22 protein-coding genes are annotated in these 24,065 nt (G+C 59.4%); 12 read left to right on the forward strand and 10 right to left on the reverse strand.

What is annotated here, in order from left to right; genetic code table 11:
* Window positions 1-14: 14 nt before the first annotated feature.
* Window positions 15-812, reverse strand: coding sequence for a hypothetical protein (locus ABIQ96_RS05600; RefSeq protein ID WP_348213575.1), 798 nt, complete (start codon window positions 810-812; stop codon window positions 15-17).
* A 570-nt stretch (window positions 813-1,382) separates the two neighbouring features.
* Between ABIQ96_RS05600 and ABIQ96_RS05605 the strand changes: the two genes are divergently transcribed.
* The 3 genes from ABIQ96_RS05605 (at window position 1,383) to ABIQ96_RS05615 (ending at window position 4,053) form a co-directional block, all read left to right on the forward strand.
* On the forward strand, window positions 1,383-1,532 hold the full coding sequence (locus ABIQ96_RS05605; RefSeq protein ID WP_348213576.1) for a hypothetical protein: 150 nt from the start codon (window positions 1,383-1,385) through the stop codon (window positions 1,530-1,532).
* Between the two features lie 507 nt (window positions 1,533-2,039).
* Window positions 2,040-2,825: a hypothetical protein gene (locus ABIQ96_RS05610; protein ID WP_348213577.1), complete on the forward strand. Its 786-nt coding sequence runs from the start codon at window positions 2,040-2,042 to the stop codon at window positions 2,823-2,825.
* A 223-nt stretch (window positions 2,826-3,048) separates the two neighbouring features.
* Window positions 3,049-4,053 carry an MBL fold metallo-hydrolase gene (locus ABIQ96_RS05615; protein ID WP_348213578.1) on the forward strand — a complete coding sequence of 335 codons (1,005 nt, stop codon included), beginning with the start codon at window positions 3,049-3,051 and terminating at the stop codon, window positions 4,051-4,053.
* Window positions 4,054-4,164: 111 nt separating this feature from the next.
* Here the strand turns inward: ABIQ96_RS05615 and ABIQ96_RS05620 are convergent, their stop codons facing one another.
* On the reverse strand, window positions 4,165-4,917 hold the full coding sequence (locus ABIQ96_RS05620; RefSeq protein WP_348213579.1) for a murein L,D-transpeptidase family protein: 753 nt from the start codon (window positions 4,915-4,917) through the stop codon (window positions 4,165-4,167).
* A gap of 121 nt (window positions 4,918-5,038) precedes the next feature.
* Here ABIQ96_RS05620 and pxpB point away from each other — a divergent pair, with 121 nt between their 5' ends.
* Both pxpB and ABIQ96_RS05630 read left to right on the forward strand, forming a co-directional pair.
* Window positions 5,039-6,628, forward strand: coding sequence for a 5-oxoprolinase subunit PxpB (pxpB, locus tag ABIQ96_RS05625; RefSeq protein WP_348213580.1), 1,590 nt, complete (start codon window positions 5,039-5,041; stop codon window positions 6,626-6,628).
* Between the two features lie 5 nt (window positions 6,629-6,633).
* Complete coding sequence (locus ABIQ96_RS05630; protein WP_348213581.1) at window positions 6,634-7,347, forward strand: 5-oxoprolinase subunit PxpA; 714 nt, start codon at window positions 6,634-6,636, stop codon at window positions 7,345-7,347.
* A gap of 6 nt (window positions 7,348-7,353) precedes the next feature.
* Here ABIQ96_RS05630 and ABIQ96_RS05635 read toward each other — a convergent pair whose 3' ends face one another.
* From ABIQ96_RS05635 to ABIQ96_RS05645, 3 genes are all read right to left on the reverse strand, one after another.
* Window positions 7,354-7,608 (reverse strand): hypothetical protein, encoded by a 255-nt coding sequence (locus tag ABIQ96_RS05635; RefSeq protein ID WP_348213582.1) that lies wholly within the window; start codon window positions 7,606-7,608, stop codon window positions 7,354-7,356.
* A 35-nt stretch (window positions 7,609-7,643) separates the two neighbouring features.
* A complete protein-coding gene (locus tag ABIQ96_RS05640) occupies window positions 7,644-8,444 on the reverse strand; it encodes an ATP-binding cassette domain-containing protein (protein WP_348213583.1) in 801 nt (266 codons plus the stop codon).
* Between the two features lie 222 nt (window positions 8,445-8,666).
* Window positions 8,667-9,272: a hypothetical protein gene (locus tag ABIQ96_RS05645; protein WP_348213584.1), complete on the reverse strand. Its 606-nt coding sequence runs from the start codon at window positions 9,270-9,272 to the stop codon at window positions 8,667-8,669.
* Window positions 9,273-9,367: 95 nt separating this feature from the next.
* Between ABIQ96_RS05645 and ABIQ96_RS05650 the strand changes: the two genes are divergently transcribed.
* The 3 genes from ABIQ96_RS05650 (at window position 9,368) to ABIQ96_RS05660 (ending at window position 12,849) form a co-directional block, all read left to right on the forward strand.
* Window positions 9,368-11,083: a GspE/PulE family protein gene (locus tag ABIQ96_RS05650; RefSeq protein ID WP_348213585.1), complete on the forward strand. Its 1,716-nt coding sequence runs from the start codon at window positions 9,368-9,370 to the stop codon at window positions 11,081-11,083.
* 33 nt (window positions 11,084-11,116) lie between these two features.
* Complete coding sequence (locus ABIQ96_RS05655) at window positions 11,117-12,406, forward strand: type II secretion system F family protein (RefSeq protein ID WP_348213586.1); 1,290 nt, start codon at window positions 11,117-11,119, stop codon at window positions 12,404-12,406.
* A gap of 107 nt (window positions 12,407-12,513) precedes the next feature.
* A complete protein-coding gene (locus ABIQ96_RS05660) occupies window positions 12,514-12,849 on the forward strand; it encodes a hypothetical protein (RefSeq protein ID WP_348213587.1) in 336 nt (111 codons plus the stop codon).
* 277 nt (window positions 12,850-13,126) lie between these two features.
* Here ABIQ96_RS05660 and ABIQ96_RS05665 read toward each other — a convergent pair whose 3' ends face one another.
* Genes ABIQ96_RS05665 through ABIQ96_RS05675 form a run of 3 tightly spaced genes read right to left on the reverse strand, consistent with a single transcriptional unit; the run spans window position 13,127 to window position 18,812 of the window.
* Window positions 13,127-14,506: an efflux transporter outer membrane subunit gene (locus ABIQ96_RS05665; protein ID WP_348213588.1), complete on the reverse strand. Its 1,380-nt coding sequence runs from the start codon at window positions 14,504-14,506 to the stop codon at window positions 13,127-13,129.
* Window positions 14,499-17,657, reverse strand: coding sequence for an efflux RND transporter permease subunit (locus ABIQ96_RS05670; RefSeq protein WP_348213589.1), 3,159 nt, complete (start codon window positions 17,655-17,657; stop codon window positions 14,499-14,501). Before ABIQ96_RS05670 ends, ABIQ96_RS05665 begins: the two co-directional genes overlap by 8 nt.
* 12 nt (window positions 17,658-17,669) lie before the next feature.
* Window positions 17,670-18,812, reverse strand: coding sequence for an efflux RND transporter periplasmic adaptor subunit (locus ABIQ96_RS05675; protein ID WP_348213590.1), 1,143 nt, complete (start codon window positions 18,810-18,812; stop codon window positions 17,670-17,672).
* Window positions 18,813-18,935: 123 nt separating this feature from the next.
* Between ABIQ96_RS05675 and ABIQ96_RS05680 the strand changes: the two genes are divergently transcribed.
* The gene (locus ABIQ96_RS05680) at window positions 18,936-19,844 is read left to right on the forward strand and encodes a LysR substrate-binding domain-containing protein (RefSeq protein WP_348213591.1); all 909 of its coding nucleotides are present in this window, start codon (window positions 18,936-18,938) and stop codon (window positions 19,842-19,844) included.
* Window positions 19,845-19,922: 78 nt separating this feature from the next.
* Entirely contained in the window at window positions 19,923-20,552 is a 630-nt protein-coding gene (locus ABIQ96_RS05685; protein WP_348213592.1) for a hypothetical protein, read from the forward strand.
* Window positions 20,553-20,571: 19 nt separating this feature from the next.
* On the opposite strand, the gene ABIQ96_RS05690 is transcribed toward ABIQ96_RS05685, so the two are convergent.
* The gene (locus ABIQ96_RS05690) at window positions 20,572-22,380 is read right to left on the reverse strand and encodes a VanW family protein (protein ID WP_348213593.1); all 1,809 of its coding nucleotides are present in this window, start codon (window positions 22,378-22,380) and stop codon (window positions 20,572-20,574) included.
* A 169-nt stretch (window positions 22,381-22,549) separates the two neighbouring features.
* Between ABIQ96_RS05690 and ABIQ96_RS05695 the strand changes: the two genes are divergently transcribed.
* Window positions 22,550-23,005, forward strand: coding sequence for a VOC family protein (locus tag ABIQ96_RS05695; protein ID WP_348213594.1), 456 nt, complete (start codon window positions 22,550-22,552; stop codon window positions 23,003-23,005).
* A gap of 3 nt (window positions 23,006-23,008) precedes the next feature.
* Here the strand turns inward: ABIQ96_RS05695 and ABIQ96_RS05700 are convergent, their stop codons facing one another.
* On the reverse strand, window positions 23,009-23,605 hold the full coding sequence (locus ABIQ96_RS05700) for a GNAT family N-acetyltransferase (protein WP_348213595.1): 597 nt from the start codon (window positions 23,603-23,605) through the stop codon (window positions 23,009-23,011).
* Window positions 23,606-23,701: 96 nt separating this feature from the next.
* Between ABIQ96_RS05700 and purE the strand changes: the two genes are divergently transcribed.
* Window positions 23,702-24,065 (forward strand): 5-(carboxyamino)imidazole ribonucleotide mutase (purE, locus tag ABIQ96_RS05705; protein WP_348213596.1); only part of this gene is annotated, 364 nt, incomplete at its 3' end.

The raw sequence follows: 24,065 nt of genomic DNA on the forward strand, positions 1-24,065 counted from the left end.
GAGAACGGTTGATGTTAGGCGGCTGCGGTGCTGCGCTTGCGGGGGCGGCGTGAAGGGTGGAAAGCAGGAAGGGTTGCCGACGGTTCGGAGGATCCAGCGCGGCTGGTTTGATAAACCTTCGCATACGCCGCTAGAAAGCTCTCCAGGGTGTCCCCATCCATTAGGGCTATTCTCACGACCCGTTCCGTGAAGCGGCCCCTATCCGCCTTTGTCAGAAGGCTGATTTTGGGGACTTTCAGCGCCCACCAAAGCGCCTTTGGTTCCTCACCGCCCCAATAGGCCAGCCTCATTAGGACAAATTCTAGCACTTTTGCGGGTTTGGCAGCCACTGCGTCAGAGATCCCGGTGGACTCCCGGAATTTCGGGTTCTGAAGCTCCGCCCCTAACACAACCATTGCCGCCAGTTCGCGGAGCGAGGTGGTGGGCTTGGTGTATTCATATTCCCCGCACGCGGGGGCGGCGGCCTTTGCTACTTTCGCAACGGCCGCACGCCGCGAGTCATCCGCACACGCTGCCGAATAGCTCGGGAAATTAACGACGTTGAATCCAGTGGGTGAAACTTCCACCCTGGCGAGAGTGTTCCCAGATCCATCAGAGAATCGTTTGGGTGACCACCCTTTCTGACGCAGCTCCCGCATCAGTTCCTTGGCAGTGGGGTGCGGCGGGCCGGATGTTAGGCCCTCATGCGGAGCTTTCACCCTTTCCGGGCCAAGGCCCCATTTTTCCATTTGTTCGGGGGTGCCGAATGATCCCATCCGGTTGAGGGTCCAATAAAACCGACTCGGGGGGGAATCGGCGCTAACTACTGGCATGGCAGATTTCATAGTTTGTTGGTTCTGGTTCTTTTGTTAGACCGCTGGATTCGCGGCGGCGGCTTTGGCCTGATTGGCCAGGAGAAATTCGGGGTTGGCTTGCAGCCAATCGTTCCACCGCTTCATAAGGGATTTGCTTTCGCGTTCACCTGCTAGAACCCTGCGGAGGTGGTTGTGAGTAATCCCTAGCTGCCGTGCTGCCACGAAACTCCCTGGAAAGCGGCAGTTGGCGTTTTTGCTTTGCGATGTGGGGGACTGTTTCACGTATCCGTAAGGCTTTGGGCTTGTGGGTCCGGGCTACTCCGGCGACCATGCTCGCACGCAAGAAATCGGACATATCGGACACAGATGCAAGACGAATCGGACAGGACGCGAGTATTTTTGGACACTTTCTCTGATTTTTGTGTCCGATTTCGTCACACAACGGCGCAAGCGTGCCGCTTCGTCGGAATATCCCGTTCCCTTTTTTACGAGATTAGGGAGGGGAAGAGGGTGGTTACTGAGAAGATGGAAATGAGACTCCGAATCGCCTTCGACACAGAACGAGAAGTGCGCGAACTCTTGGGGGACATGAATTACAAAGAACGACTTGCTGCTCTGATTTCTCTGGGCAACGAGATCGGAACCGAAATTGAACGAATGCGGGAGTCTTGCGCGAAGGCTGAAAAACTGCGTATGGATCTGTTGAAGCTTCTCGATTCAATGGATGCACTTGGATGAATTTCGGTGACCAGGGCACTCATCCTGCCAGATAAATGCCGCACCGTGCGGCATTTCCAGCGGGCGTCCCGTAAACCGGCTGAATGGCCGCTTTCCCGACAACCTGTCCGAAAAGTTAACAAAACCTCTTCCACTTCGGCTATTTCAGCCCGGTTTCTTCACAAAACCTTTTTACATTCCCGTTAGCCGTCAAATCCGCTCTAGTCCCCGTCACCTAAGGGTTTCTAAGGGCTACTAAGCCTTTTTCCAGTTTCCCAAGACCTTTCTCCTTGGTGCGGAGGTTTTGCTCAAAACCGCGGCACCTATCTTTGCACGGCTCCGAGCGTCACGACTCAATCCGGTGAACCGGCAACCATTGAAATCATTCGGGAGATCCCTGGCACCCGCCAGCAAATCGCCAGGAGGGGACCGAAATCCGAAGTTCCTTTCGTCGGCATCTCGTTGACATTTACCCCTCGCTTTCCTGAAGAGTTCCCCCGTCCGGTTCCTGGGGATTCGCCCGAACTCGTGCCCACCGCGGAGATGTTGGAACTGGAACAAAGCGTGGACTACCGCTTCGTCCCTGGAATTTACCAACCTTTGATCGATACCGATGCCAAGCCGCCGGAGAACATAAATCCGGAAACGATCAAAGCCGTGAAACGATCCATCAACGGCCGAATTCCCTCCGGCTACACCGTTTGCTCCGACCTCGGGGAAATCGAACCCGGAAAATTTCTGACCGTTTTCGCCCATGTTGACTTCATCAATGCCGAGGGAAGACTGCTGGAGGGGAACGGCAAATTGGCTCCGGATGGCGGCAGCCGAAACGAGTCCATTCCTACATCCGGTGGCCGTATCCCGGACGGAAAAAATCTCCCGCCCAAGGCCTTGCCATCACCCCTAGTGAAGGGAAAGTTGCGTCTCAATGCGGTGCTCGTCGAGATCCCGCTCAAAGCCCCCAGGCCTCCCGGCGATGGATTGGTCATCGGTTTGACCCCGTCTGATCCCAAGGTGGCTGCCAAAATCAAGAACGATCCCCGGGCAAAAATTCGTAAGCTGAAAACCGTGGAAATGCCATTGAACGAACAAGACACACCGTGGCCGGAATTCCCGGGATTGAACGTTTCCGCCATGGCTTCGAAGAATTTGAAACTCATCAATATTGCCAGCCACGCGTTCGGCGACGAACCCGGACAATTTCCTAACATTTGGGACGAAATGCCCTCTGGAAGCACCATGAACTTCGGTATCAAAAGCGACGACCTAGCGGTTGAACGGCGCTTGTTGATCACCGTCGAAGCGGTGAAATAAGGAGGGTCGGATTTCGGCCGACCTGTGCGGAAGGGGATGGGATGAAAAGCCGGGAAAGGTGAACCGCCGGACGTATTTCCTGATTCACCGCTTGATCGGCAGTTCGCAGTAAATAAATGCTGAAAGCCCGGCGTCCCGCAGGGTCAGCCGGAGTCAGACCCTACTTACTGGGGGATTGCATCCGGCGAAACTTGGCCCTTGATTGGTTCGTATGGAGCGCATCATGGAGTCAAACTCAGCACCGGGATTCGGACGGCGGTCGTTTTTAAGCGGGATTTTCGCGGCGGCGGCTGCCAGTGGCGTGGCGTTGGGTGAGGATACGAAACCGGCACCGGCACCGAAAATCCACGCCAACGCGCTGGTCTATCAATTCAAGATAGGTGAGTTCGACGCGTGGTCGATCAGCGATGGGCACATGCTTTTCCGCGGAATCGATCTGATGTGGCCGCCGGAAGCGCATCCGGAAATGACCGACTGGCTGGCAGGCCACGGCGAGCGGATGGACGGTATCCCACTCTACGTCAATATCTTGGTGGTGCGGATCGGCAAGGAAATCGTCCTCTTCGATGCCGGTTTCGGCGAGCGGGACTCGGCGAACATCGGCTGGTTGCAGGACGGCTTGCGGCAGGCGGGGATCACGCCGGAGCAAGTGACCGCCGGTTTCCTTAGCCACTCGCACGCCGACCACCTCGCAGGATTTGTGATGGGTGGAAAACCGGCGTTTCCAAACGCGGCGTTCTATTATCTGCCGGAGGAATATGATTTCTGGCACGCGGCCGAGCCGGATTTCTCGAAAACGAAGCGTAACCGCGCCGAGCTGCCGGGCATGATCAAGGAGGTCCGCAATCAGTTCGAAATCCTAAAGGGCGTCTCACAACCGGTGAAGGCGGGCAGTCAGTTTTTCAACGGCGCGGTGACCATCGAAGCAGCGCCAGGCCACACCGCGGGCCACGCGATTTTCCGGATCAAGTCGGGCAACGAATCGCTGCTGCACTTCGTGGATCTTTCGCACCACCACGGATTCATGTTTCACAATCCCAACTGGTTCATCGCCTTCGATCACGATCCGATGTTAGGAATCGAAACGCGCAAACGGGTTTTCGCGCAAGCGGCGGCGGAGCGGACGCGTTGTTACGGATTCCACGTCCCATGGCCGGGAATCGGCCACGTGCTGCCGGTCGGCGAAGGCTACCTATGGCACCCGGAGCGCTGGAGCTGGGGGAGTTAGATGGTTGTCGTATTGGACTCCGCTATTGTTCGTAGCTCAGCCCTTTAGGGCGTCTTCATCGCCGCGTACCGAAGACGCCCTAAAGGGCTGAACTACCTACGAAGACGTAGTTCACTGAAACCGATACCGTCCACCGACCACCGAGACTTCCGGTGGAACGTGTGTTTTCTCAAACAGGTCGTAGCCTTCCTTGAGATTCAGCCAGAACTCCTCATTGCCGCTGCCGGCGGATTTTTCCATCCGCTCGTCAGTCATGCGGAAAGGGAAAATGTGGACGCGGAAAAACGGCTGGCCGCCGTGATGCGCGGCATCGCACAGCGTGTAGATTTCATCGATCTTCTCATCGGTCATCGCAAGGCAGCCGATGGAAACGCGGTTGCCATGGACCATGATGAACGTGCCGTTGCGATCATGCGCCCGGTCATATTCGTTGGGATATCCGATGTTGAAGGCGAGGTGGAACTGGCTGTCCGGCTTCATCGCGTCCGGCGGGACGAAATAAAATCCCTCCGGCACCTGCATGTCGCCCTCGGCGAGCTTCGGCCCGAGAATCCCCGACGCGGCGGCGATCGGATAGGTGCGGAACAGGTCGAATTTTCCCGTCGCGCGGTTGCGGACGAAGAGCTCGAACTCATTTTCCTGCTTGAACGCGCGGATGAACACGGGATCGCCGGAATGCAGGCCCACTGCTGATAGATCACGCTCAAGACCGGGGCGGACCTTGGCGGCGGCTACGGCCGCGCGGTCGTCGGAGGGAAGTGGAGTGGCGGTGGCTTCAACCATGGCTGGCGCGGATTTTTTGTTTTTCTCACACGACGCGAGAGATCCCAGGCTGAGAAGGGAAATGACGGCGAGCGGTTTCATCCGGAACTGATAGGGGGCATGGACGTCTCGTCCATGCGAGGGGACGAGCCGTCCCTTCCCCCTTAAAGTTCATCCATTCGCCGGGATTGGCAAGCCTGCGGGATCGTGCCAAGCTCCGTCCATGACGCTTAAGCCGCTCGGCGATTCCGCATGGTTGGTGGAGTTTCCCGGGCTATCCGGTGAAACGGCGCTGGCGCGGGTGACCGGATTGGTGGAGGCCTTGAAGAGCAACCGACCTGCCGGAGTATTGGACGTGGTGCCTTCGTTCGCCTCGGTGGCGGTGCATTTTGGCGTGGCCGATGGCGTGGAAGTGCGGGAATGGATCGGGTCGGTGACGGTAAAAGACCAACTTCCGGCGGGTGAGGAGAAGCGGATATCGGTCTGCTACGGCGGCGAATGGGGGCGGGATCTGGAAGAAGTGGCGGAAAGGGTCGGGTTGTCCACGGAGGAGGTGATCGCGTTGCATTCCGGTGCGGCTTACACGGTGGCGGCGGTCGGATTTTCGCCGGGGTTTCCGTATTTGCTAGGCTTGCCGGAGCGCCTGAACGTGCCCCGGCGATCAACGCCGCGATTGGCGGTGCCCGCGGGATCCGTGGCGGTGGCGGGCGGACAGGCCGGGATCTATCCGTTCACCTCGCCGGGCGGCTGGCACGTGTTGGGAAGGGTGGGGGAGACGTTGTTTGATCCGCTGGCTGTGAGACCGGCCATGCTCCAGCCGGGTGACCGGGTGCGCTTCGTGCCGGTATCGAAAATTGAACCGGTGCAGGTAGGAAGATCGTTGCCGGCGGTTGAGCTAACAAGTTCATCCTGGATCGAAGTGATTTCGCCAGGAGGTTTGACAACAGTGCAGGATCTCGGACGGCCGGGCCATGAATCGTCCGGCGTTTCTCCGGGCGGCGCGGTGGATCGGCACGCCTTGCGCCTTGCCAATCTGCTGGTGGGAAACGACGAAGACGCGGCCGCTTTGGAACTTTGCGTGCGCGGCCCGGTTTTGAAATTCCATGGAGCCGCCACTGTCGCGCTCACCGGATCCAGCGGCAAACCGCGTCGGGTGGCCGATGGCGAAACTGTGGATTTTGCGAATCTCCCCGGCGGAGTCCGCGCCTATCTATCAGTCGCCGGTGGGATCCGGGTGGACTCGGTGCTCGGCAGCGCCGCGACCGATGTGCGGGCGGGATTCGGCGGGCGGACCTTGAAGGCAGGCGACCGGCTGACGGTGGGAAATCCGGGATCCGTTCCGCCGTGTGGCGATTGGTTTGCCGGACGGGCGGAAAATTTCAAAGCATCCGAGATCGAACTGAGGTTCGTGCAGGGTGCGCAGGAAAATTGGTTTTCCACCGAGGCGTTGCGGCGTTTCCGCGAGACTGCCTACCAGCTAACACCCAACTCCGACCGGGTGGGAGCGCGGCTCGCCGGGGCGGATCTGGAACTTGCCGAACCGCGTGAAATGGTTTCCCAGCCGGTTGCGTGTGGTTCGGTGCAGGTGCCGCCGGACGGTCAGCCGATCATTTTGCTGGCCGAACGCCAGACGATCGGCGGCTACCCGCAGATCGGCCACGTGATTTCCGTGGATTTGCCGAAATTAGCGCGTGCCTGGCCCGGAACGATCTTGAGATTTCGTGAAATCACGTTAGAAACGGCGTGGAAGCTGCGCCAACGGGAAGAACGGGATTTCAAGTGGTTGCGGACCGGATTGAAGCTGTTAAAATGAACGCGATGCGAGAGATTGACCTGAATGCGGACCTCGGTGAAGGCGGTGGCGAGGATGCGGCTTTGCTCGGCCTCGTCAGTTCGGCGAACATCGCCTGCGGCGGGCATGCCGGTGACGAGGAAACGATGCGCCGCACGATTGATCTCGCGATGGCTTCCGGCGTGGCGATCGGCGCGCATCCGGGCTACGAAGACCGCGAACATTTCGGACGGCGGGCGATGTCGTTTCCGTTGGACCGGGTCACCGATCTGGTGGCGCGGCAGGTCGAGAAACTGGCAAAGCTGGCCGAGGCAGCCGGAGCTCCGCTGCATCATGTGAAACCGCACGGCGCACTCTACAATCAGGCGGACCGCGACGCGCTTTTCGCCGCCGCCGTGGTCGCCGGAATCACAAAAATTTCCCCCCGCGCAATGCTCTACGCCCTGCCTAACAGCCGACTTGCCGAAGCCGGCCAGGCGGTGGGTCTGACCATTTGTCCCGAAGGTTTCGCCGACCGGCGGTATCTGGCGAACGGTTCGCTGATGCCAAGAAACGAGCCCGGCGCGGTGATCAAGGATGTGGATGAGGCGGTCGCCCGTGCCATCGGCCTCGCGGGGTCCGGAAATGTCGAAACCCTCTGTGTCCACGGCGACGGACCCACCGCGGTGGCGATTCTGCGAAGGCTTCGGAACGAGCTGGAAGCTGACGGCCTGAAGATTCACAGCAAGCCGCGGGCTTGAATTTCGTTAGGGCAGCTCTTCCAAATTTTTCAGAGGCACAACTTCAAGAAATCGCTGAAGTCGGCCGCCAATTTGATCTTTGCCATAGAAGGGTTCGCGCAGGGTTTCGAGAGCATTCAGTCGTTCCGCGGGAGTCGCCGCGCGCCAGTAGGCCCGTGTATCGGCCTCCGCGTCGGCGAAGCTGTCGGCGACCACGACTTTCCATTCCGCACGGCGGCGTGCGGTGCGGGTTTCGACCGTGGTTAGAACAGACTTTTTCATGGCGGAATTTTTTGAAAAGTGAAGCCGCGCCGGATTTAACCGTGTGCCGCCAGTTTCGGAATCGATTCTAACAAACGCTTCGTGTAATCCGCTTGCGGCTCGTGGAAAACTTTTCCCGCCGGGCCGGACTCGACGATTTTTCCCTGATACATGACGGCGATGCGGTCGGCGATGTAGTGGACGACGCCGAGGTCGTGGGAGATGAAGATCATCGTCAGGCCGAGGTCTTTTTGTAGCGAAGTGATGAGGTTCAGAATCTGCGACTGGATGGAAACATCGAGTGCGGAGACGGGTTCGTCCGCGATGATCAGCTTTGGCTCGGGGGCGAGCGCACGGGCGATCGCGATGCGCTGGCGTTGGCCGCCGGAAAACTCGTGCGGGTATTTCCGCATGACTCTTGCGTCGAGGCCGACGGTGGCCATGAGGGTTTCCACGCGTTTGAAGAGGGCGTCGCCCTTGAGCTTCGGATGGCGCTGGCGCACCGCCTCGGCGAGGGTCGAAAAAATCGTCATCCGCGGATTCAACGAGGCGTAGGGATCTTGGAAAACCATCTGGAAATCGAGCCGCCGCTTGCGGACTTCCGATCCTGAGAGCTGCGAAAGATCCTCGCCATTCAAGATAATCGAGCCGGAAGTCGCCGGAATGAGCTGCATGATGGTCCGCGACAGCGTCGATTTCCCGCAGCCCGATTCGCCGACGAGACCGAGGATTTCACCTTTTTCTAGGTTGAGACTTACCCCGTCCACGGCGCGGACGACCTGCTTGGACGGTGAGAAAATGGTCCCGCTGCGGCGGGTGAAATGGGTGTGGAGATTCTTGATTTCCAGATACGACACGTCGGAGAGGATGCACGCTGCGGGCCGAACCGCACGGGTATTTTCGGGAAAATTCGGGTCAGATCCCCGTGACGCCACACGAATGGACCGCGAAATTCATTTGGCCCGCGAAGCGGGTTGGAGATGAGATGGAGGTGGAAAGTGCCGGCAAGCCCAATTCAGTTTTGGAGTTAAATGACCTTGAGATTGAAGTGCTTATTGTCGCTTCCCCGCCGATAATTGTTAGGCCGGGTGGCGATTGTTCCAGTGAGGCAAGCCTCGGATAGTGGTAAGTAGCCACGGACAAAAGCCGACAGCCGCTCCAAACGCGAGAGCGATCATGTCGGCAAGTGGCGAACCGTGGGGATTGGCGACCCCGCCACCACGTGTCTGCACAAAGTTCAGGAAGCCCAACGCGACCATGAGCCCCGCTGCGATGGTGAATAGGGCAGCAATGCTGATCGACAGGCGTGGATTCGCAAGGATGCCGCCTCTCCAGAATATCGGGAAGAGAGCCAAGGCTGCAATCGACAGCGGGATAATCGCCATGCCGACGCCAAACTCACCCGAGCCGACGCTGCCAATCACGGAGATCGCGACAAGGACACTCAGGATTACGGCTGAAACGTTGTAGAATCGTTTGAATGGGAGCATCCGGATCTTTTCCTTTTGTGGACCTAACAACGCATTTCGTTCCCTCCACACTGTCGGAGTTTGGGTGATCTGGAGTGGGATTATTTCTCGTCGGCTCTCAAGGATCAAGCGGGTAAAGTGGCGACTGATGGTTGATTTTCCCGGTAGGCGGAAGGGTTGGTCTGATTTCGGAAAGGAGAGGGTAATTTCTCCCATCCGCCCCTACATTTCCCCGGAAACAGCCGATTTGGACAAATTCAAGAGACAAGATTGCGCCCGGGGAGGTTTTAAGGGACAAGAAGTCGCCACTCATGTCACAGCTTTTGATTGAACCCGCTCGTCGCACCGGTTGCGAGGACATCCCCGCGCTTACCGAAGTCCTGCGAGCCGCAGTCCAACGCCAGCGATCACCGATCGACGACGTGCTGGATGCCGACGTGGTCGATGAGGAAAAATACATGGCCGAACTGGCGCATGATCTTGGTATTGAATGGCTTGAGAGTATTCCAATGCCGGAAGTGCCGCTGCCGTTGCGCGAAGCCTGTGGGCCGCGGATCGCCTTGCGGCATCGCTTGTTGCCCGTCGCCATCACCGGGGAAGGGGACCACAAGCGACTGAAGCTCTGCACGTTCGATCCTTTTAACCTCGTTGCTCGCCAAGCCGCAGCGCAGGAGCTCACGCTACCCATCGACTGGTGCATGGCGTCCCGCAAGCGCCTCTACGAAGCGCTTCGTCGACTCTACGGGGTCGGTGCCGACACGTTCGAGCAGATCCTGGAAGGCCGCGATTTCGATTACGATCAGATCGAAAGCGGCGAGGACGAAGCCAACGTCATTGACCAGGACGACGACGAGGAAGCCTCCGTCGTCAAATTCGTCAACCAGATCATCCGCGAAGCGCTCGATCAGCGCGCGACCGATATTCACGTCGAGCCGCTCAGCACGAACCTCCGCATCCGTTACCGCATCGACGGCCGCCTGATCGAGATCGCCGTGCCGGAAAACATCAAGGCGCTGCAAAGCTCCGTGATTGCCCGTTTGAAAATCATGGCCCGCCTCGACATCGCCGAGCGCCGCGTGCCGCAGGACGGACGGATCAACCTCCAGTTCGAAGGCGCGACGATCGACGTCCGGGTTGCCACCGTGCCGACCGTCGAAGGCGAGAGCGTTTCCCTGCGTCTCCTCAACCAGGAGAAATTCAACATTGCGAAGCTCAGCATGGAGCCGTTCGTCTTGAAAAAGATTGAGTCGATCCTGCATCTGCCCAACGGCATCATCCTGATCACCGGCCCGACCGGATCGGGTAAATCGACAAGTCTCTACTCGTTCCTAACGGAAGTGAACCACCCCGAGCGGCGCATCGTCACCGTCGAAGACCCGGTGGAAAACAAACTCACCGGCGTCATGCAGATCGCCGTGAAAAACGAGATCGGCCTGACTTTCGCCACCGCGCTGCGTTCCATTCTCCGTGCCGACCCGAACATCGTGATGATCGGGGAAATCCGGGACCTTGAGACTGCGGAAATCGCCATCCGCGCGTCGCTCACAGGTCACTTGGTTTTCTCCACCCTCCACACCAACGACGCCATGGGCGGCATCAGCCGTCTCGTCGATATGGGCGTGGAGCCGTTCCTCGTTTCGGCCGCCGTCCGCGCGTTCCTCGCGCAACGTCTCGTTAGAAAACTCTGTGCGAACTGCAAGGTTCCGCGCGAGGTCAGCGAGCAGGACAAGCGCGATCTCGGCATCCCGCTGCATCTTCCCGGCCAATGTTATTCGCCGAAAGGCTGCGACCGCTGCCGGATGACCGGTTTCACCGGCCGTTTCGCGATTTACGAAGTCATCATCCTCACCCAACCGATGCAGGAACTCGTCGCCCACCGCGCCCAGTCCGTGGCCCTCCGCGCGCAAGCCGTGCGCGACGGCTACATCCCGATGCGCGAGTACGGCTGGCACAAGGTGATGAAGGGCGAGACGACGATCGAGGAAGTCATTTCCGTCACCTCCTCCGATATCGGTGGCGCGGAGTAAATTTCTGCTTTCAGCATTTCAGTTTTACCAACGATGCCTCTCTTCGCCTACAAAGCCCTAGCTGCCAACGGTTCCGTCACCACCGGGGAAATCGACGCCACCGACCGCCCGGAAGCGCTGCGGTTGTTGGATCGAAAGGGCCTGCAGCCGGTCAATCTCAAGGAAACCGCCGTTGCCGCCGCCACCAAGAAGACGACGGCCAACTCGAAGGCGAAATCCGAGGAAGCCGACCGCTCGAAGTCCAAGGCCGATACCAAGGAAACTCCGATTCCGGACGGGCCGATCAAGCTGAAGCGCCAGGAAGTGGTGCTCTTCACCGAGGAGCTTTCCGATATGTTAGGTGCCGGCCTCCAGTTGGAACCGGCGCTCAAGTCGATGGAAAATCGGCAAGAGCTGGGAAATCTCAAGGCCGTTTCCTTCAAGATCCGTCAGATCGTTAGAGACGGCGTCAATTTCTCCGTCGCTTTGAAGAAAGTCAGCCCGAGCTTCGGACCGCTGTATTGTTCGCTGGCCGCGGCCGGTGAGGCATCCGGCGCTCTCGACGTCATTCTCAAGCGCCAGGCGCACTATCTCAAGACCCTCGCCGAGCTGCAGGCCCGCCTGATTCTCGCGATGATCTATCCGGCCTTCCTGGTGCTGGCAGGCATCGGCGTTTCCATCGTTTTCGTCACCACGCTCATCCCGCAGCTTACCGCCCTGATCGAAAGCTCGCCTGGCGGCAAAGTTCCGTTAGGTGCCGCCATCCTCATTGCCGTTTCCGATTTCCTGAGCAAGTGGTGGCTCGTCGTGGTCCTCACCCTCATCGCAGGATTCATCTTCTTCAAGGCTTGGAAGGACAACGAGGCGAACAAGCCCACATGGGACCGGGTCAAGCTGAAGCTGCCGCTCATTGGTCCTGTCATCACCAGCCGTTTCTACGTCCAGTTCCTCGAAACCATGGCCAACCTCGTCGGCAACGGTCTTCCGCTGCTCCGCGCCCTCGAGCTTTCCCGCGACGCCACACAGAACCGCTCGCTCCGCGTCGAGCTCGACAAGGTCATCGCCCAGGTCGGCGACGGTCGTTCGTTTTCCAAGGCCCTCATCCGCAACGGTGCTTTCCCGCCGCTGCTCATCGACATGATTTCCGTCGGCGAGCAAACCGGGAAAATCGACATGTCCCTGCGCCGCGCCGCCGAGCGCTATGACAAGGAACTCGACAAGGATCTCCAGCGGATCATGGCCCTCGTCATGCCCACCGTGCTCATCATCATGGCCGGCCTCATTGGCGCGATGGCCTATCTGATGATCACCGCGATCTTCCAGACGATCTCGAATCTTAATTAGAGATCTTCCGGCTAAGATTTAAATGTCAGAGCGCCATGAGAATGAGATTTTATGCGATACTATTCCCTTTATTAGTGGGATCGCTAGCCGCAGCTGTCGAACCCACGTTGAAAGACCATGCCTTGCGTTACTTTGGTCAAAAAGAAAACGTCATCATGGTATCAGTGGTGAAATCGTGGTTCATGCAAGTACGCGAATTCAAGCATTCTAATGAAGTCGAGCGGTCGAATGAAATAATTACGGTTTTCCGAGTTGAGGAGGCCTACAAAGGAGCTTTGCCCGTCGGATTTGAAATTTGCTGCTTTCATCGTGATATGGAGAAAAAGCACCTCGAAGTTGGCAGCAAGTTCATTTTCGAGACCGCGACCCCGTTAGAACAAGTGCACTTCCTTGACACAGGAGAGCTGGTTCCTATCGAGAAAATCTCCAAGCTGAATCGATAGTCTATTCAGAAGATCCGCCCGACCAGCAAGTTGGGCATCGAAACGATCCAAGGAGCGTCCCACGCCCGTCCGTTGGAGCCGATCTCTTGGAGACAACCCGAAGCTTGGAATGAGGATAACAGATAGAGACACCGGGAACGGTATCCATTCTTCTCAAGGAGAGGCGATCTCCGAATCGCCTCGGCCCATGAAGTGTCGATGGTAAGCGAATCTCTCACTTCATCGGCTTTCCATGGACCACGGCGATTCGGAGATCGCCTCGCCTTGGGTTTCTCCCTTACCAGCCTCCACCCAGCGCCTTGTAGAGATTCACCGCGTTGATCTCGCGGGCGAGACGGAGGCGGATGAGCGACTGGCGGGCGTCGAAAAGATCCAGAGTGGCGGTGAGCACTTCGAAATAACTGTCCACGCCCTTTTCGAAGCGGGCGGTGGCGAGGTTGGTGCGCTTCTGTTGGGCGGCCACCAGGCCTTCGGTCGCGGTGATGCGTTCGGCCAGACCGCTCCGGGCTGCTAGGCTGTCGGCCACTTCGCGGAAACCGGTTTGGATGGCTTTCTCGTAATTGGCGATTTCAACTTGCTTGCTGAGCTCCGCGGAATCGAGAACGGCCTTGTTGATGCCGCCGCTGAAGATCGGGACGTTGATCTGTGGCGAGAACAACCAGGTGCCGGTGCCGTTGGCAAAAAGGCCGGACAGGCTGCGACTGGCCGTTCCGGCATCGGAGGTGAGGCTCACACTCGGGAAAAACGCGGCGCGGGCGGCTCCGATGTTGGCGTTGGCGGCACGAAGCTGGTGCTCGGCCTCGCGAATGTCCGGCCGGCGGCGCATGAGGTCGGACAAAACACCGGCTTTGACCGGAGCGACCAGCACTTGATCAAGCGACCGGCCGGCCGGTAAATTGTTAGGTATCGAACCGCCCGCCAGGAAGACGAGCGAGTTGGTGATTTCCTGGCTCCGTTGACGGAAAGTCGCGAGATCCACTTTCGCGGTTTGCCGTTGAACCTCCATCGAACTGAGTTCCAATTCGGAAACGGTGCCGCTGTCGAAGCGCTTCTTGATGATGTCATAGGCGACATTGAAACCGTCGTAGGTCTGCTGTGAGAGAGCGATCTGCTCCTCAAGCGCGCGCTGTGCGAGATATTGGTTAGCCACTTCGGCGACCAGTGAGATCTGCGCTCCGACGCGCGCGGCATCGCTGGCGAAATAAGTTTCCAACGCCGCGCTGTTGAGGCTGCGGACTTTGCCGAAGAGATCCAGCTCGTAGGAAACCAGGCCGACGGAAACCCCATAGTTTCCGGATTCAAGCATCCCGCCACTGGAATCCGGCGAGCCGAGCGCGCGTTTGCGTTCGGCGATTCCGTTGCCGGAAATCGTGGGAAAAAGGTCGCCCCGCGAGATCGCATATTGGGCCCGCGATTGCTCGACGTTGAGCGTGGCGATGCGCAGGTCGCGATTGTTGTCCAGCGAGGTTTGGACGAGTTTCCTCAGCCGCGGATCGGTGAAAAACTTCTGCCACCCGATGTCGGCCGAGACCTCGCCTCCGGTGTTTCCCGGGAACTTGGCGGAAACCGGCGAGTTGATGGAATCGAGCGGCGGGATGAGCGAGCACGCACCTGATAGAAACGTCAGGGCAAGGGTGGCGGCGGATGACTTACGCATGGTGGATTTCTCCTTCTTTGGTTTCCGCAACCGGGGCGGCGGTGGATTTTTTTCCGGTGATCCGGTTGACGATTTTGACCACGACCACGAAAAACGTAGGGACGAGGAAGATGGCGAGGATGGTTCCGGAGACCATCCCGCCGGCGACTCCCGTGCCGATGGCGTTCTGGCTGGCGGAGCCGGCGCCGGTGCTGATGACCAGCGGTACGACGCCGAGGACGAAGGCCATCGAGGTCATGAGAATCGGACGGAGCCGGAGTCTCACCGCTTCGAGGATGGACTCCATCAGCCCGCGTCCTTCCTTCATCAGATCGAGCGCGAACTCGATGATCAGGATGGCGTTCTTGGTGGAGAGACCGACGGTGGTGAGAAGACCGACTTTGAAATAAACGTCGTTGGGAAGTTCCCGGAAAGTGGCGGCGACTAGCGCGCCGATGATCCCTAACGGAACGACCATGATGACGGCGATCGGGATCGACCAGCTTTCGTAGAGCGCCGCGAGGCAGAGGAAAACGATGAGGATGGAAACGCCGTAAAGCAGCGGCGCCTGGTTGCCGGAGATCCGTTCTTCCAGCGACTGGCCGCTCCACTCGTAGCCGATGCCGCGAGGGAGTTTGGCCGCCATTTTCTCCATTTCGATCATCGCGTCACCGGAACTCAGGCCCGGTGCGGCGCCGCCCACGATGTTGATAGCCGGGATGCCGTTGTAGCGCTGGAGCTGTGGCGAGCCGAAGGACCAGCTGATTTTCGTCACTGACGACAATGGAACCATGCCGCCGGATTTGTTTCTAACGAATACCTTGCCGATGTCCTCGGGAGTCATCCGGAATTTCGCGTCGAGCTGGACGATCACCCGCTGCACGCGCGGGCCGTTGACGAAATTGTTCACATAGGACGAGCCGAACGCGGTTTGCATCGTCGTGTTGATGTCTGCTAGAGAAACTCCCAGCGCGCTGGCCTTGTCCTGGTCGAGCTCGATCTTCATCTGCGCCGCATCGGCGAGGCCTTGCGGACGGACTTGGACGAGCTTGGGATTTTGCGCGGCCATGCCGAGGAGCTGGCCTTGCGCCGCGTTGAGCACTTCGTGGCCGACGCCGCCGACGTCCTGAAGCCAGAAGTCGAAACCGGACGAGGTTCCAAGCTCCGGAATGGCCGGAGGGTTGAGCGGGAAGACGATCGCGTCCTTGATCCCGCCGAGTCCCATCATCGCGCGTTGGATGACGGCCTGGACCTTGTGTTCCTTGCCCGCGCGTTCTTCCCATGGTTTCAAGCGGAGGAAGGCGAGGCCGGAGTTTTGCGCCTTACCGGCGAAACTGAAACCCGCGACCGTGAAGTAGTGTTCGATTTCCGGTTGTTTCGCGAAATATTCCTCGGCCTTTTTGAGCACCTCGCCGGTCCGCTCATCGGTCGCGCCCACCGGCAGCGACATGAGTGTTAGGAAATATCCCTGATCCTCTTCCGGCAGGAACGACGAAGGCATCGCCTTGTAGAGCACGACGACTCCCGCGATCACCGCGGCCAGCGCGAGCATGCCGACAACGGCCCGTTTGATCAAGGCTCCGACCCAACTCTGATAGCGGCGGGTGGTCTTGTCGAAGGTCCGGTTGAACCAACCGAAGAAGCCGCGCTTCTCGTGGTGATGACCTGCGTCCACCTGTTTCAGAAGCGTCGCGCAGAGCGCCGGTGTCATTGAAAGCGCGAGGAAAATCGAGAACAGCATGCACGACACCATCGACATTGTGAACTGGCGGTAAATCGTTCCCACCGATCCACCGAAGAACGCCATCGGCAGGAACACCGCGGTGAGCACCAGCGAGATGCCGATCAGCGCGCCGGTGATCTGGCTCATCGCCTTGCGCGTCGCTTCCTTAGGCGGCAGGCCTTCCTCGCTCATGATCCGTTCGACGTTTTCAACGACCACGATCGCATCATCCACCAGGATCCCGATGGCGAGCACCATGCCGAACATCGTCAGCACGTTGATGGAGAAACCGAACGCGGACATCATCCCGCAAGTTCCTAACAAAGCAACGGGAACCACCAGCGTCGGAATCAGTGTCGCGCGGAAATTCTGCAGGAAGAGATACATCACGAGGAACACCAGGATGATCGCCTCGACCAGCGTCTTGAGCACTTCCTCGACGGAAATTTTCACGAAGGTGGAGGTATCGAGCGGATAGATCACCTTCACGCCGGGCGGGAAGAATTCCTTCAGGCGGTCCACCTCGGCGCGGACGCCGGCGGCGGTGTCGAGCGCGTTGGCGGTGGGAGAGAGTTTCACTGCGGCGGCGGCGGTCGGTTTGCCGTCGATGCGGGCCTTGATGCTGTAATCCTGGCCGCCCATTTCGACGCGGGCTACATCACGGAGATAAACCCGCGAGCCGTCGGTATTGACGCGGAGAACAATGTTTTCGAACTGGGAAACCTCGCGCAAGGTGGCACGCCCTTGAAGGATGATGTTGAGCTGCTGGCCTTCGACGGCAGGCAATTGCCCGATCTGGCCCACCGGCACTTGGGTGTTTTGCGCCGCGATGGCGGCGGAAATATCGCCCGGTGTCAGGCTGTAACTGACCAGCTTGCCGGGATCCAACCAGACGCGCATGGCATACTGCGTGCCGAATTGAATGACCTCGCCCACACCCTGCACGCGGCGGATCGGGTCGAGGACGTTGGAAGCCAGATAGTTTCCAAGGCCGATGGCATCCATGCTGCCGTCATCGGTCGAAAGCGCGATGAACATCATGAAATTCCGCGTCGCCTTGGCCACCACCACACCTTGCTGTTGTACGGTCTGGGGCAGACTCGGAGTCGCGAGCTGAACCTTGTTCTGGACCTGCACCTGGGCCACGTCCGGATTGGTGCCCGGCTTGAAATAGAGCGTGATGACCGCCGTGCCGTTCGCATCGCTGGCGGACGACATGTATAACAGATTGTCGATGCCGTTGAGTTGTTGCTCGATGACGGAGGTAACCGTATCGCTCAACGTTTCAGCGGAAGCGCCGGCGTAGTTCGCCGTGATCGAAATCGAAGGCGGTGCGACGCTGGGATACTGCGCGACAGGCAACTGGGTGATGGCGATGCCGCCCAGAAGACAGATGAGGATGGAGATCACCCAGGCGAAAACCGGGCGGTCGATGAAAAAGCGGGCCATGAGGTGGGGAAATTAGTGTTTGTCAGGAGCAGCGGGAGCCTCGGCCGATTTTGCCGGATCAAACGGAGCGGGCACCACCGGCGCGCCGGGTTTGGCTTTCAATCCGCCTTCCACGATGACCTTCTCGCCGGCTTTGAGTCCGGAGGTGACGACCCATTTGTCGCCGATCAGATCGCCGGTTTGCACCGTGCGGGACTGCGCCACGTTTTGATCATCGATGACGAGAATGCTTCCCGCTCCGCCGGCGCCGCGGATGACGGCGCGCTGGGGAATGGTGATGGCGTTTTGTTGCACCGCCTGAACGACCCGGGCCCGCGCGAACATGCCGGGAAGCAGGTCGCGTTTCGGATTGGGAAACTCCGCCCGCAGCGAAACCATGCCGGTTGTTTCATCGACGAATGCCTCGGAGAAAAGCAGCTTGCCCGGAAATTCGTATTCGCTGCCGTCTTCCAAAAGCAGCTTCACCTTGCTTTGGTCCGCCCCGGATTTTTTCAGTGCGAGGAGATCCGTGCTGGATTGGGTGAAGTCGAAAAAGATCGGATCGAGCTGTTGGATGATCGCCAGCCGGGTCGCGTCGCCTTCGCCGACGAGCGCGCCCTCGGTCACCTGCGCCTTGCCGATCCGGCCGGAGATCGGCGCGGTGACACTTGCATAACCAAGGTTCAGTTCGGCGGTGGACAGAGCGGCGGTGGCGGCGCGGACTTCGGCATCGGCGATCGTCACGGCGGACTCGGAATCATCCGCGGTTTGCTTGCTCACGGCATTCACCTCCACCAGTTCTCGATAGCGCCTGACTTGGTTTTCCGCCTGTTTCGCACCAGCTTCCGCGCGGGCGAGATTGGCTGCGGCGCTGTTGCGGGCAGCTTCGAGCGGTGCGGGATCGATTTGGAAAAGCACCTCACCCGCCTCCACCTCGGCCCCTTCGACGAATTCGCGTTTCAGCAGGATCCCCGCCACACGTGCACGGATTTCAGCGACCCGCACCGCGTCGATCCGGCCCGGCAAATCCCGGGTGATCGTGACGGTTTCGGACTCCGCAGGAACGAAAGTGACGGCTGCCGGCGGCATTTGCGGCGGCGCGGTGGCGGTTTTTTTGCCACAGCCCGGAAGCAGCAGCCAAATGACGGACATCGGAAGAAATAGGATCGGACGCATGGTGGGAGGGCGGGAAAGGCTCAAACGCTTGTTCGGAGACGGCTATCTATCGCCCGGAAATTGAATTCCGGAATGACTTTGATGTTTCCATACTGGTAACTTTGCGTTACCAGTCCGCCCGGAATGGAACTCAGACATTTGCGTTACTTTGTGGCGGTGGCGGAGGAATTGAGCTTTCGCAAGGCTTCCCAACGGTTGCACGTCAGCCGTCCCGCGCTCAGCAAACAGATCAAGGATCTCGAGGATGAGATCGCAGTCAAGCTGTTGGACCGCGATACTGTTAGCGTCTCTTTGACCAAGGCGGGTGAAATTTTCCTCGAAGACGCGCAAAAACTCCTGAGCGATGCCGAGAGCGCCATCGAACGCGCGAACGAAGCCCAGTCCGGTCATCGTGGCAAATTGCGGATCGGCAGCGTGGGCATCATCGCCACCGATTTCCTGCCGAAGACCCTGAAGATTTTCCATCAGAAATATCCCGGAGTGGAAGTCGAGTTCGTGGAAATGCTTCCCGCGGAGCAGCTTCACGCGTTGGCGTTAGGAAAAATCGACATCGGTTTCGCCTACGGCAATGAAGTGCAGAACATGCCCAGCTTGCGCAGCCTTTGTGTGATCCATTCGATCTTCGGCGTCGCCGTTTCCCGCCAGCATCCGTTAGCTGAAAGGAAGGAGGTCACCCTCAAGGACCTGCGATGGGAAACCCTGTTCTGCCTGGGCGGCGACGGGAAATCCAGCCACCGGGAGGCCATCTGCCAGATTTACACTGCCGAGGGAACGAAGCCCACCAAGCACCGGAAAATCGAAGGCTTCGACTCGATGGTCACGCTCATCGCCGCGGACCAGGGTATTTCGCTGCTGCCCCACGTGCTGGATCTCGCAAATCAGGACATTGTCATCGTTCCGCTCGTCTCCAACCACTCGAATCTGGATTTTCACATGTGGGCCGTCTGGCAGCGCAACTCCGCATCGCACCACGTCAAACACTTTGTCCAGCTGTTGGAAGAACGCGTGCTCGTCTCAAGCAACGTCGCGTGAATACGTTGAGATTCGTTAGCCGACTGCGGTCCGATGAGCTTGACCGCCCACTCTTCCGAGGGGCACTGTAGGAGCACGATGAAAATTTTAACAGCGGTCTTCATGCTAGCCGTCTGCCAGATCTCCCTGGCGGAACCCGCCTCGTTCGAGGAACAGAATTTTTCCATCGATTTGCCAGCCGGTTGGACCAAGGGCGAAACACCCCCCCAGTGCCTCGCCTTAGTCCGCTCCACGGATGGGGCGAAAGGCATGGTGCTCATGGCTTTCAAAATCCCGCCCGAGGAGATTACCAACGCTTTGACGGGTTTGGTTCGCGGGGCGAAGAACGCCGCTCTTGCGAAAAACCTCCCTTTCACCAACGAACACGACCAAGTGATAGACGGCGTCGGCTTCCACTTCTATTCGTCAGTGCAGCCTGGCAACGTCGGCACCGTTTCGATGATGGGTGTTACGGGCAACTGGGGTTATTCGGTTCAGGGATTCAGCAGCAACTTGGATCCCTCCAAGGATCCGGAGATCACCACCGCCATGAACAGCTTCCGGCTGTTAGCTCCGGTGCCGGATTCCGCAACCTCCCCAATCACCTCGTCATCACAGGGGGAGGCCTATCAAGCTGGGCAGTTCTTCGGAAAATGGGCGGTCATCGCCTTCATCGCGGGAGCTGTCGTCATTATTTTTCGAAAAGCCGCGGCTGCGAAGAGGGGATAGGCCCGAATTTTTCTTCACGTCACACCGCCGCCGATTGTTGGTCTCGGGCTGAAGTGACGGCTGGTGATTTTCCCGAGGCCACGCATTCATTCATCGCGGCCAGCAGGGCGGTTACCGAACCTTCATCCACCTCGGTTAGAAGCGGATGCGCAGCCAGTCCGCAGCTGCGGCTGGCAATCACCGGGATGCCGAGCGAAAGCGCGAGCAATGCGAGCCGGGGTTCATGTTCGACCCATGCCGGGATCACCAGTGCGGTGCATTCAGTTAGTTCGCCGATGGTTGCCTGGCGGTGTGAAATTTCCCGCAATGGATCCGCTCCATTTTCGCGGGCGCGGCCGAGAACGAGCAACTCGCCGCCGGTTTCGCGCAGGACTTCGGCGAGTTCGTGAATTCCCTTCCGGCCCAGCGCGGAGGCGGGGAAAAACCATCGCACGGAGTCCGGCCGTGTGCCTCGCTTTTTCCCAACCGGCATCTCCCAGTCTAACAATATTGCCCGTGATCCGAACGAAGCGGCGATCGCCCGGTGCGGCGTGACGATCCTGCCGGCCGCGGCCAGCGCCTGCGATTCTGCCAGCACCAGCTCCGGATCCGCGCGGAAATCGGCCAGCGTTCCCGACTGCGGATGCCGGGCCGCGGCGGTGTCGAGCCGGGTTTGGAGCGAGGCCAGCGGCCAGCGGTTCACCAGCACGTCGAACGTCCGTCCGCCGAGATGCCCGGCCTGCCAGAGATGAGGCAGCAGGGTTTGAGAAATGACAAGATGCCGCGCCTGCGGATCAAGACGCTGGGCGAAATTTTCCGCCAGTTTCCGCTGGCTCTCCAGCAGGAATCGCTGGCGGATCGCCCCTTGGCCGGGGAGCTTCCGTTGCTGCCAGGAACGTCGCAGGGTTTCCCACGTGGCATGTGTGAGCTTGATGCCCTCGGGAGGAGCCCAGGAGTAGTTCCGTCTTTTCCAACGATGTCCGTCCAGCGGTGTCATCCAGTGATCGCCGGGATGCGTGTGCAGGCGGCACCATCCGTTGAACTCCGGCCACATGCCTTCCAGCAGCCAAGCGCCGTGACTTGAAGCGGGCGCGTGATCGTGATTCGCCGATGGGTGGCGGAAACAGGAAGTCACTCCGCATGTCAGGCAATCTCCATCAGCAGCGGCGCGAACCGGACTTCCCAAGGCTTTGTCTAACGATTTTATCCTTTCGACCGGAGAATCCGCAGCCATCCGGATAGAAACCACCAGCTCTGTGGCGGTTAGCCGTGTTTCCAGCCGCCACTTCGATGGTGATCGGAACCTCAGGTCCACGTAGTTCCAAAACACCGTCGCATCGCGCTCCGGCGGCAGCGGAACACCGGGCAAGGTCCGCGAATGAGTGTGCCGTTCCACGACTTCCAGTCTGGCAGAAACGGCCGCCGCGTGCAGCAGCCCGGAAAGCTGACAGAGTCCGCCGCCGAGATTCGGCACCAGGCAGCCGGAGCGGAGTTCCCGTCCTTCGGTAAATCCCTTGCTCCGCGTGGTCCGTCCTAGCTGTTTCCAAAAACTAAAAATCTCTCCGGCTGGGATTTCCACACCGTCGAGTTGCCGGCAGGCCGCGCGGAGGTTTTGCACTTTTCCCGCCGTGAGAGGAAATTCCGCGGACGATGTCTGAGTCCATATCAGCGCCTTTGCCTCACCCGCGACCGGTGCCTCGCGGTTTTCCTTTCCCCGGCCGTGGATGGCGACCGCCTCGCCGCGCTCACGCCACCAACGACGGGCGATGAGTACCCGCGATTTAAGGAAAAACGAAACCGCCTCGCCCCGGCTGGGTTCATGGTGCTCCGCATCGTGAGGGTTTTGCATGGGCGATCTTCAGGAAGATCGCCCGCTTTACGCCCTGCGGCGAGCTTTTCTCTCAGAACCTGATGGCGCGGTTTGGTAGAATAAAGCTCCTCTGGAATCAGAGGGAAAATCACGTTGAGAAATCGCCGGTTTGTGGAAAGTTTCACCTGTTTCCCTCTCCTCCGCGACCATGACTCCCGCAGGGTATCACTCCGTTACGCCATCGCTCACCGTCGCCGACGGTCGGGCGGCGCTTGATTTCTACACCCGGGCGCTCAATGCCACCGAGTTGTTCCGGATAGAGGATCCGATTTCGGAAAAACTCATGCACGCCGAGTTCCAGATCGGGAATTCCCGCATGATGATTTCCGACGAGTTTCCCGCGTTGGGCTCGTACGCACCGACCGACGGGACGGGCGGTGCTTTCATGATTTATGTCGCCGATGTTGACGACTCTTTCACCAAGGCGATTTACGAAGGAGCCACCGTCCTCCAGGAACCTGCCGACCAATTTTGGGGTGATCGCACCGCCCGCGTCGCCGATCCATTTGGCTACCGTTGGTCGTTCGCCACCCATATCCGCGATGTCACGCCCGAGGAAATCGCGAAGGCCGTTTCGGAGTGGAGCGCAGCCAACGAAGGGTGATTTTCACCCGAGGATTTCCGGAGCCAGCCGGGCGAGCCAGTCGGCGAGATCTCTGGATGCCGGGGTGTGGGGGAGGTGGCTGACGTTGTTCAGATCCCAGCGGAAAATCAGATTGTAGCCGTCCCAATTTCCCTCCGCACCGCAATCGCGCATCCATTGGGCGGCCTGGCGGTTTTCGGTGAGAGTGTAGGCAACGAATTCATTCACGCCGACGTGGAACGCGCTCAGCCACGTCACGGCCAGCAACAAGGTGCCGACGCCGCGGCCGTGGTCGTTGTCGAGGACGGTGACCGAAAATTCCGCCTCGTCCGGATTTTGCGGATTTCTCCACCAACTGGCCACGCCGACTCCGGGAAATTTGCGAGCGGGATCGAGTATGGCCCAGGCCATGTGTTGCAGCGGATCTTGTTCGAGCACCCGGTCCAGCATTTTGTCGCCGATTTCCTCGCCCGTATGCGTCCAGAACCGGTGGTAACGCGCTTCCGGGGAAAGTCGCCGATAGGCCTCCGCCAATCCTGCCCGGTCCGCCGGCGTCAATGGCCGGACGACCACGGGCGTGCCGTCGCGCAGCTCGAGTTCCAAACGGTTGGAGAGGTTCACGGCGGGAGTTTAGCCGCGAATCTTCCCATACACACCTCCGGATTCGGTGATGAGGCGCGTATTGACGCCATGCGGCGAGTCCGCCACGCTGCCACCATGAACGCAGCGCCAGTCGTCGGGATCATCATGGGAAGCACGTCGGATTGGCCGACGATGGAGCACGCCGCCCGCACCTTGCGTGACTTCGGGGTCGCTTGGGAAGCGGAGGTCGTGAGTGCGCACCGGACGCCGGACCAGCTGGTTTCCTATGCGGAGTCGGCCCGCGGACGGGGACTGAAATGTATCATCGCCGGAGCGGGTGGTGCCGCCCATTTGCCGGGGATGACCGCCGCGATCACCGACATTCCGGTGCTCGGCGTGCCGGTGGAATCCAAGGCGCTGCAAGGGATCGACTCGCTGCTTTCCATCGTCCAAATGCCGGGCGGCATCCCCACGGCTACGTTTGCAATCGGGAAACCGG

This window comes from Luteolibacter sp. (assembly GCF_039920825.1).
GTDB lineage: Bacteria > Verrucomicrobiota > Verrucomicrobiia > Verrucomicrobiales > Akkermansiaceae > Luteolibacter.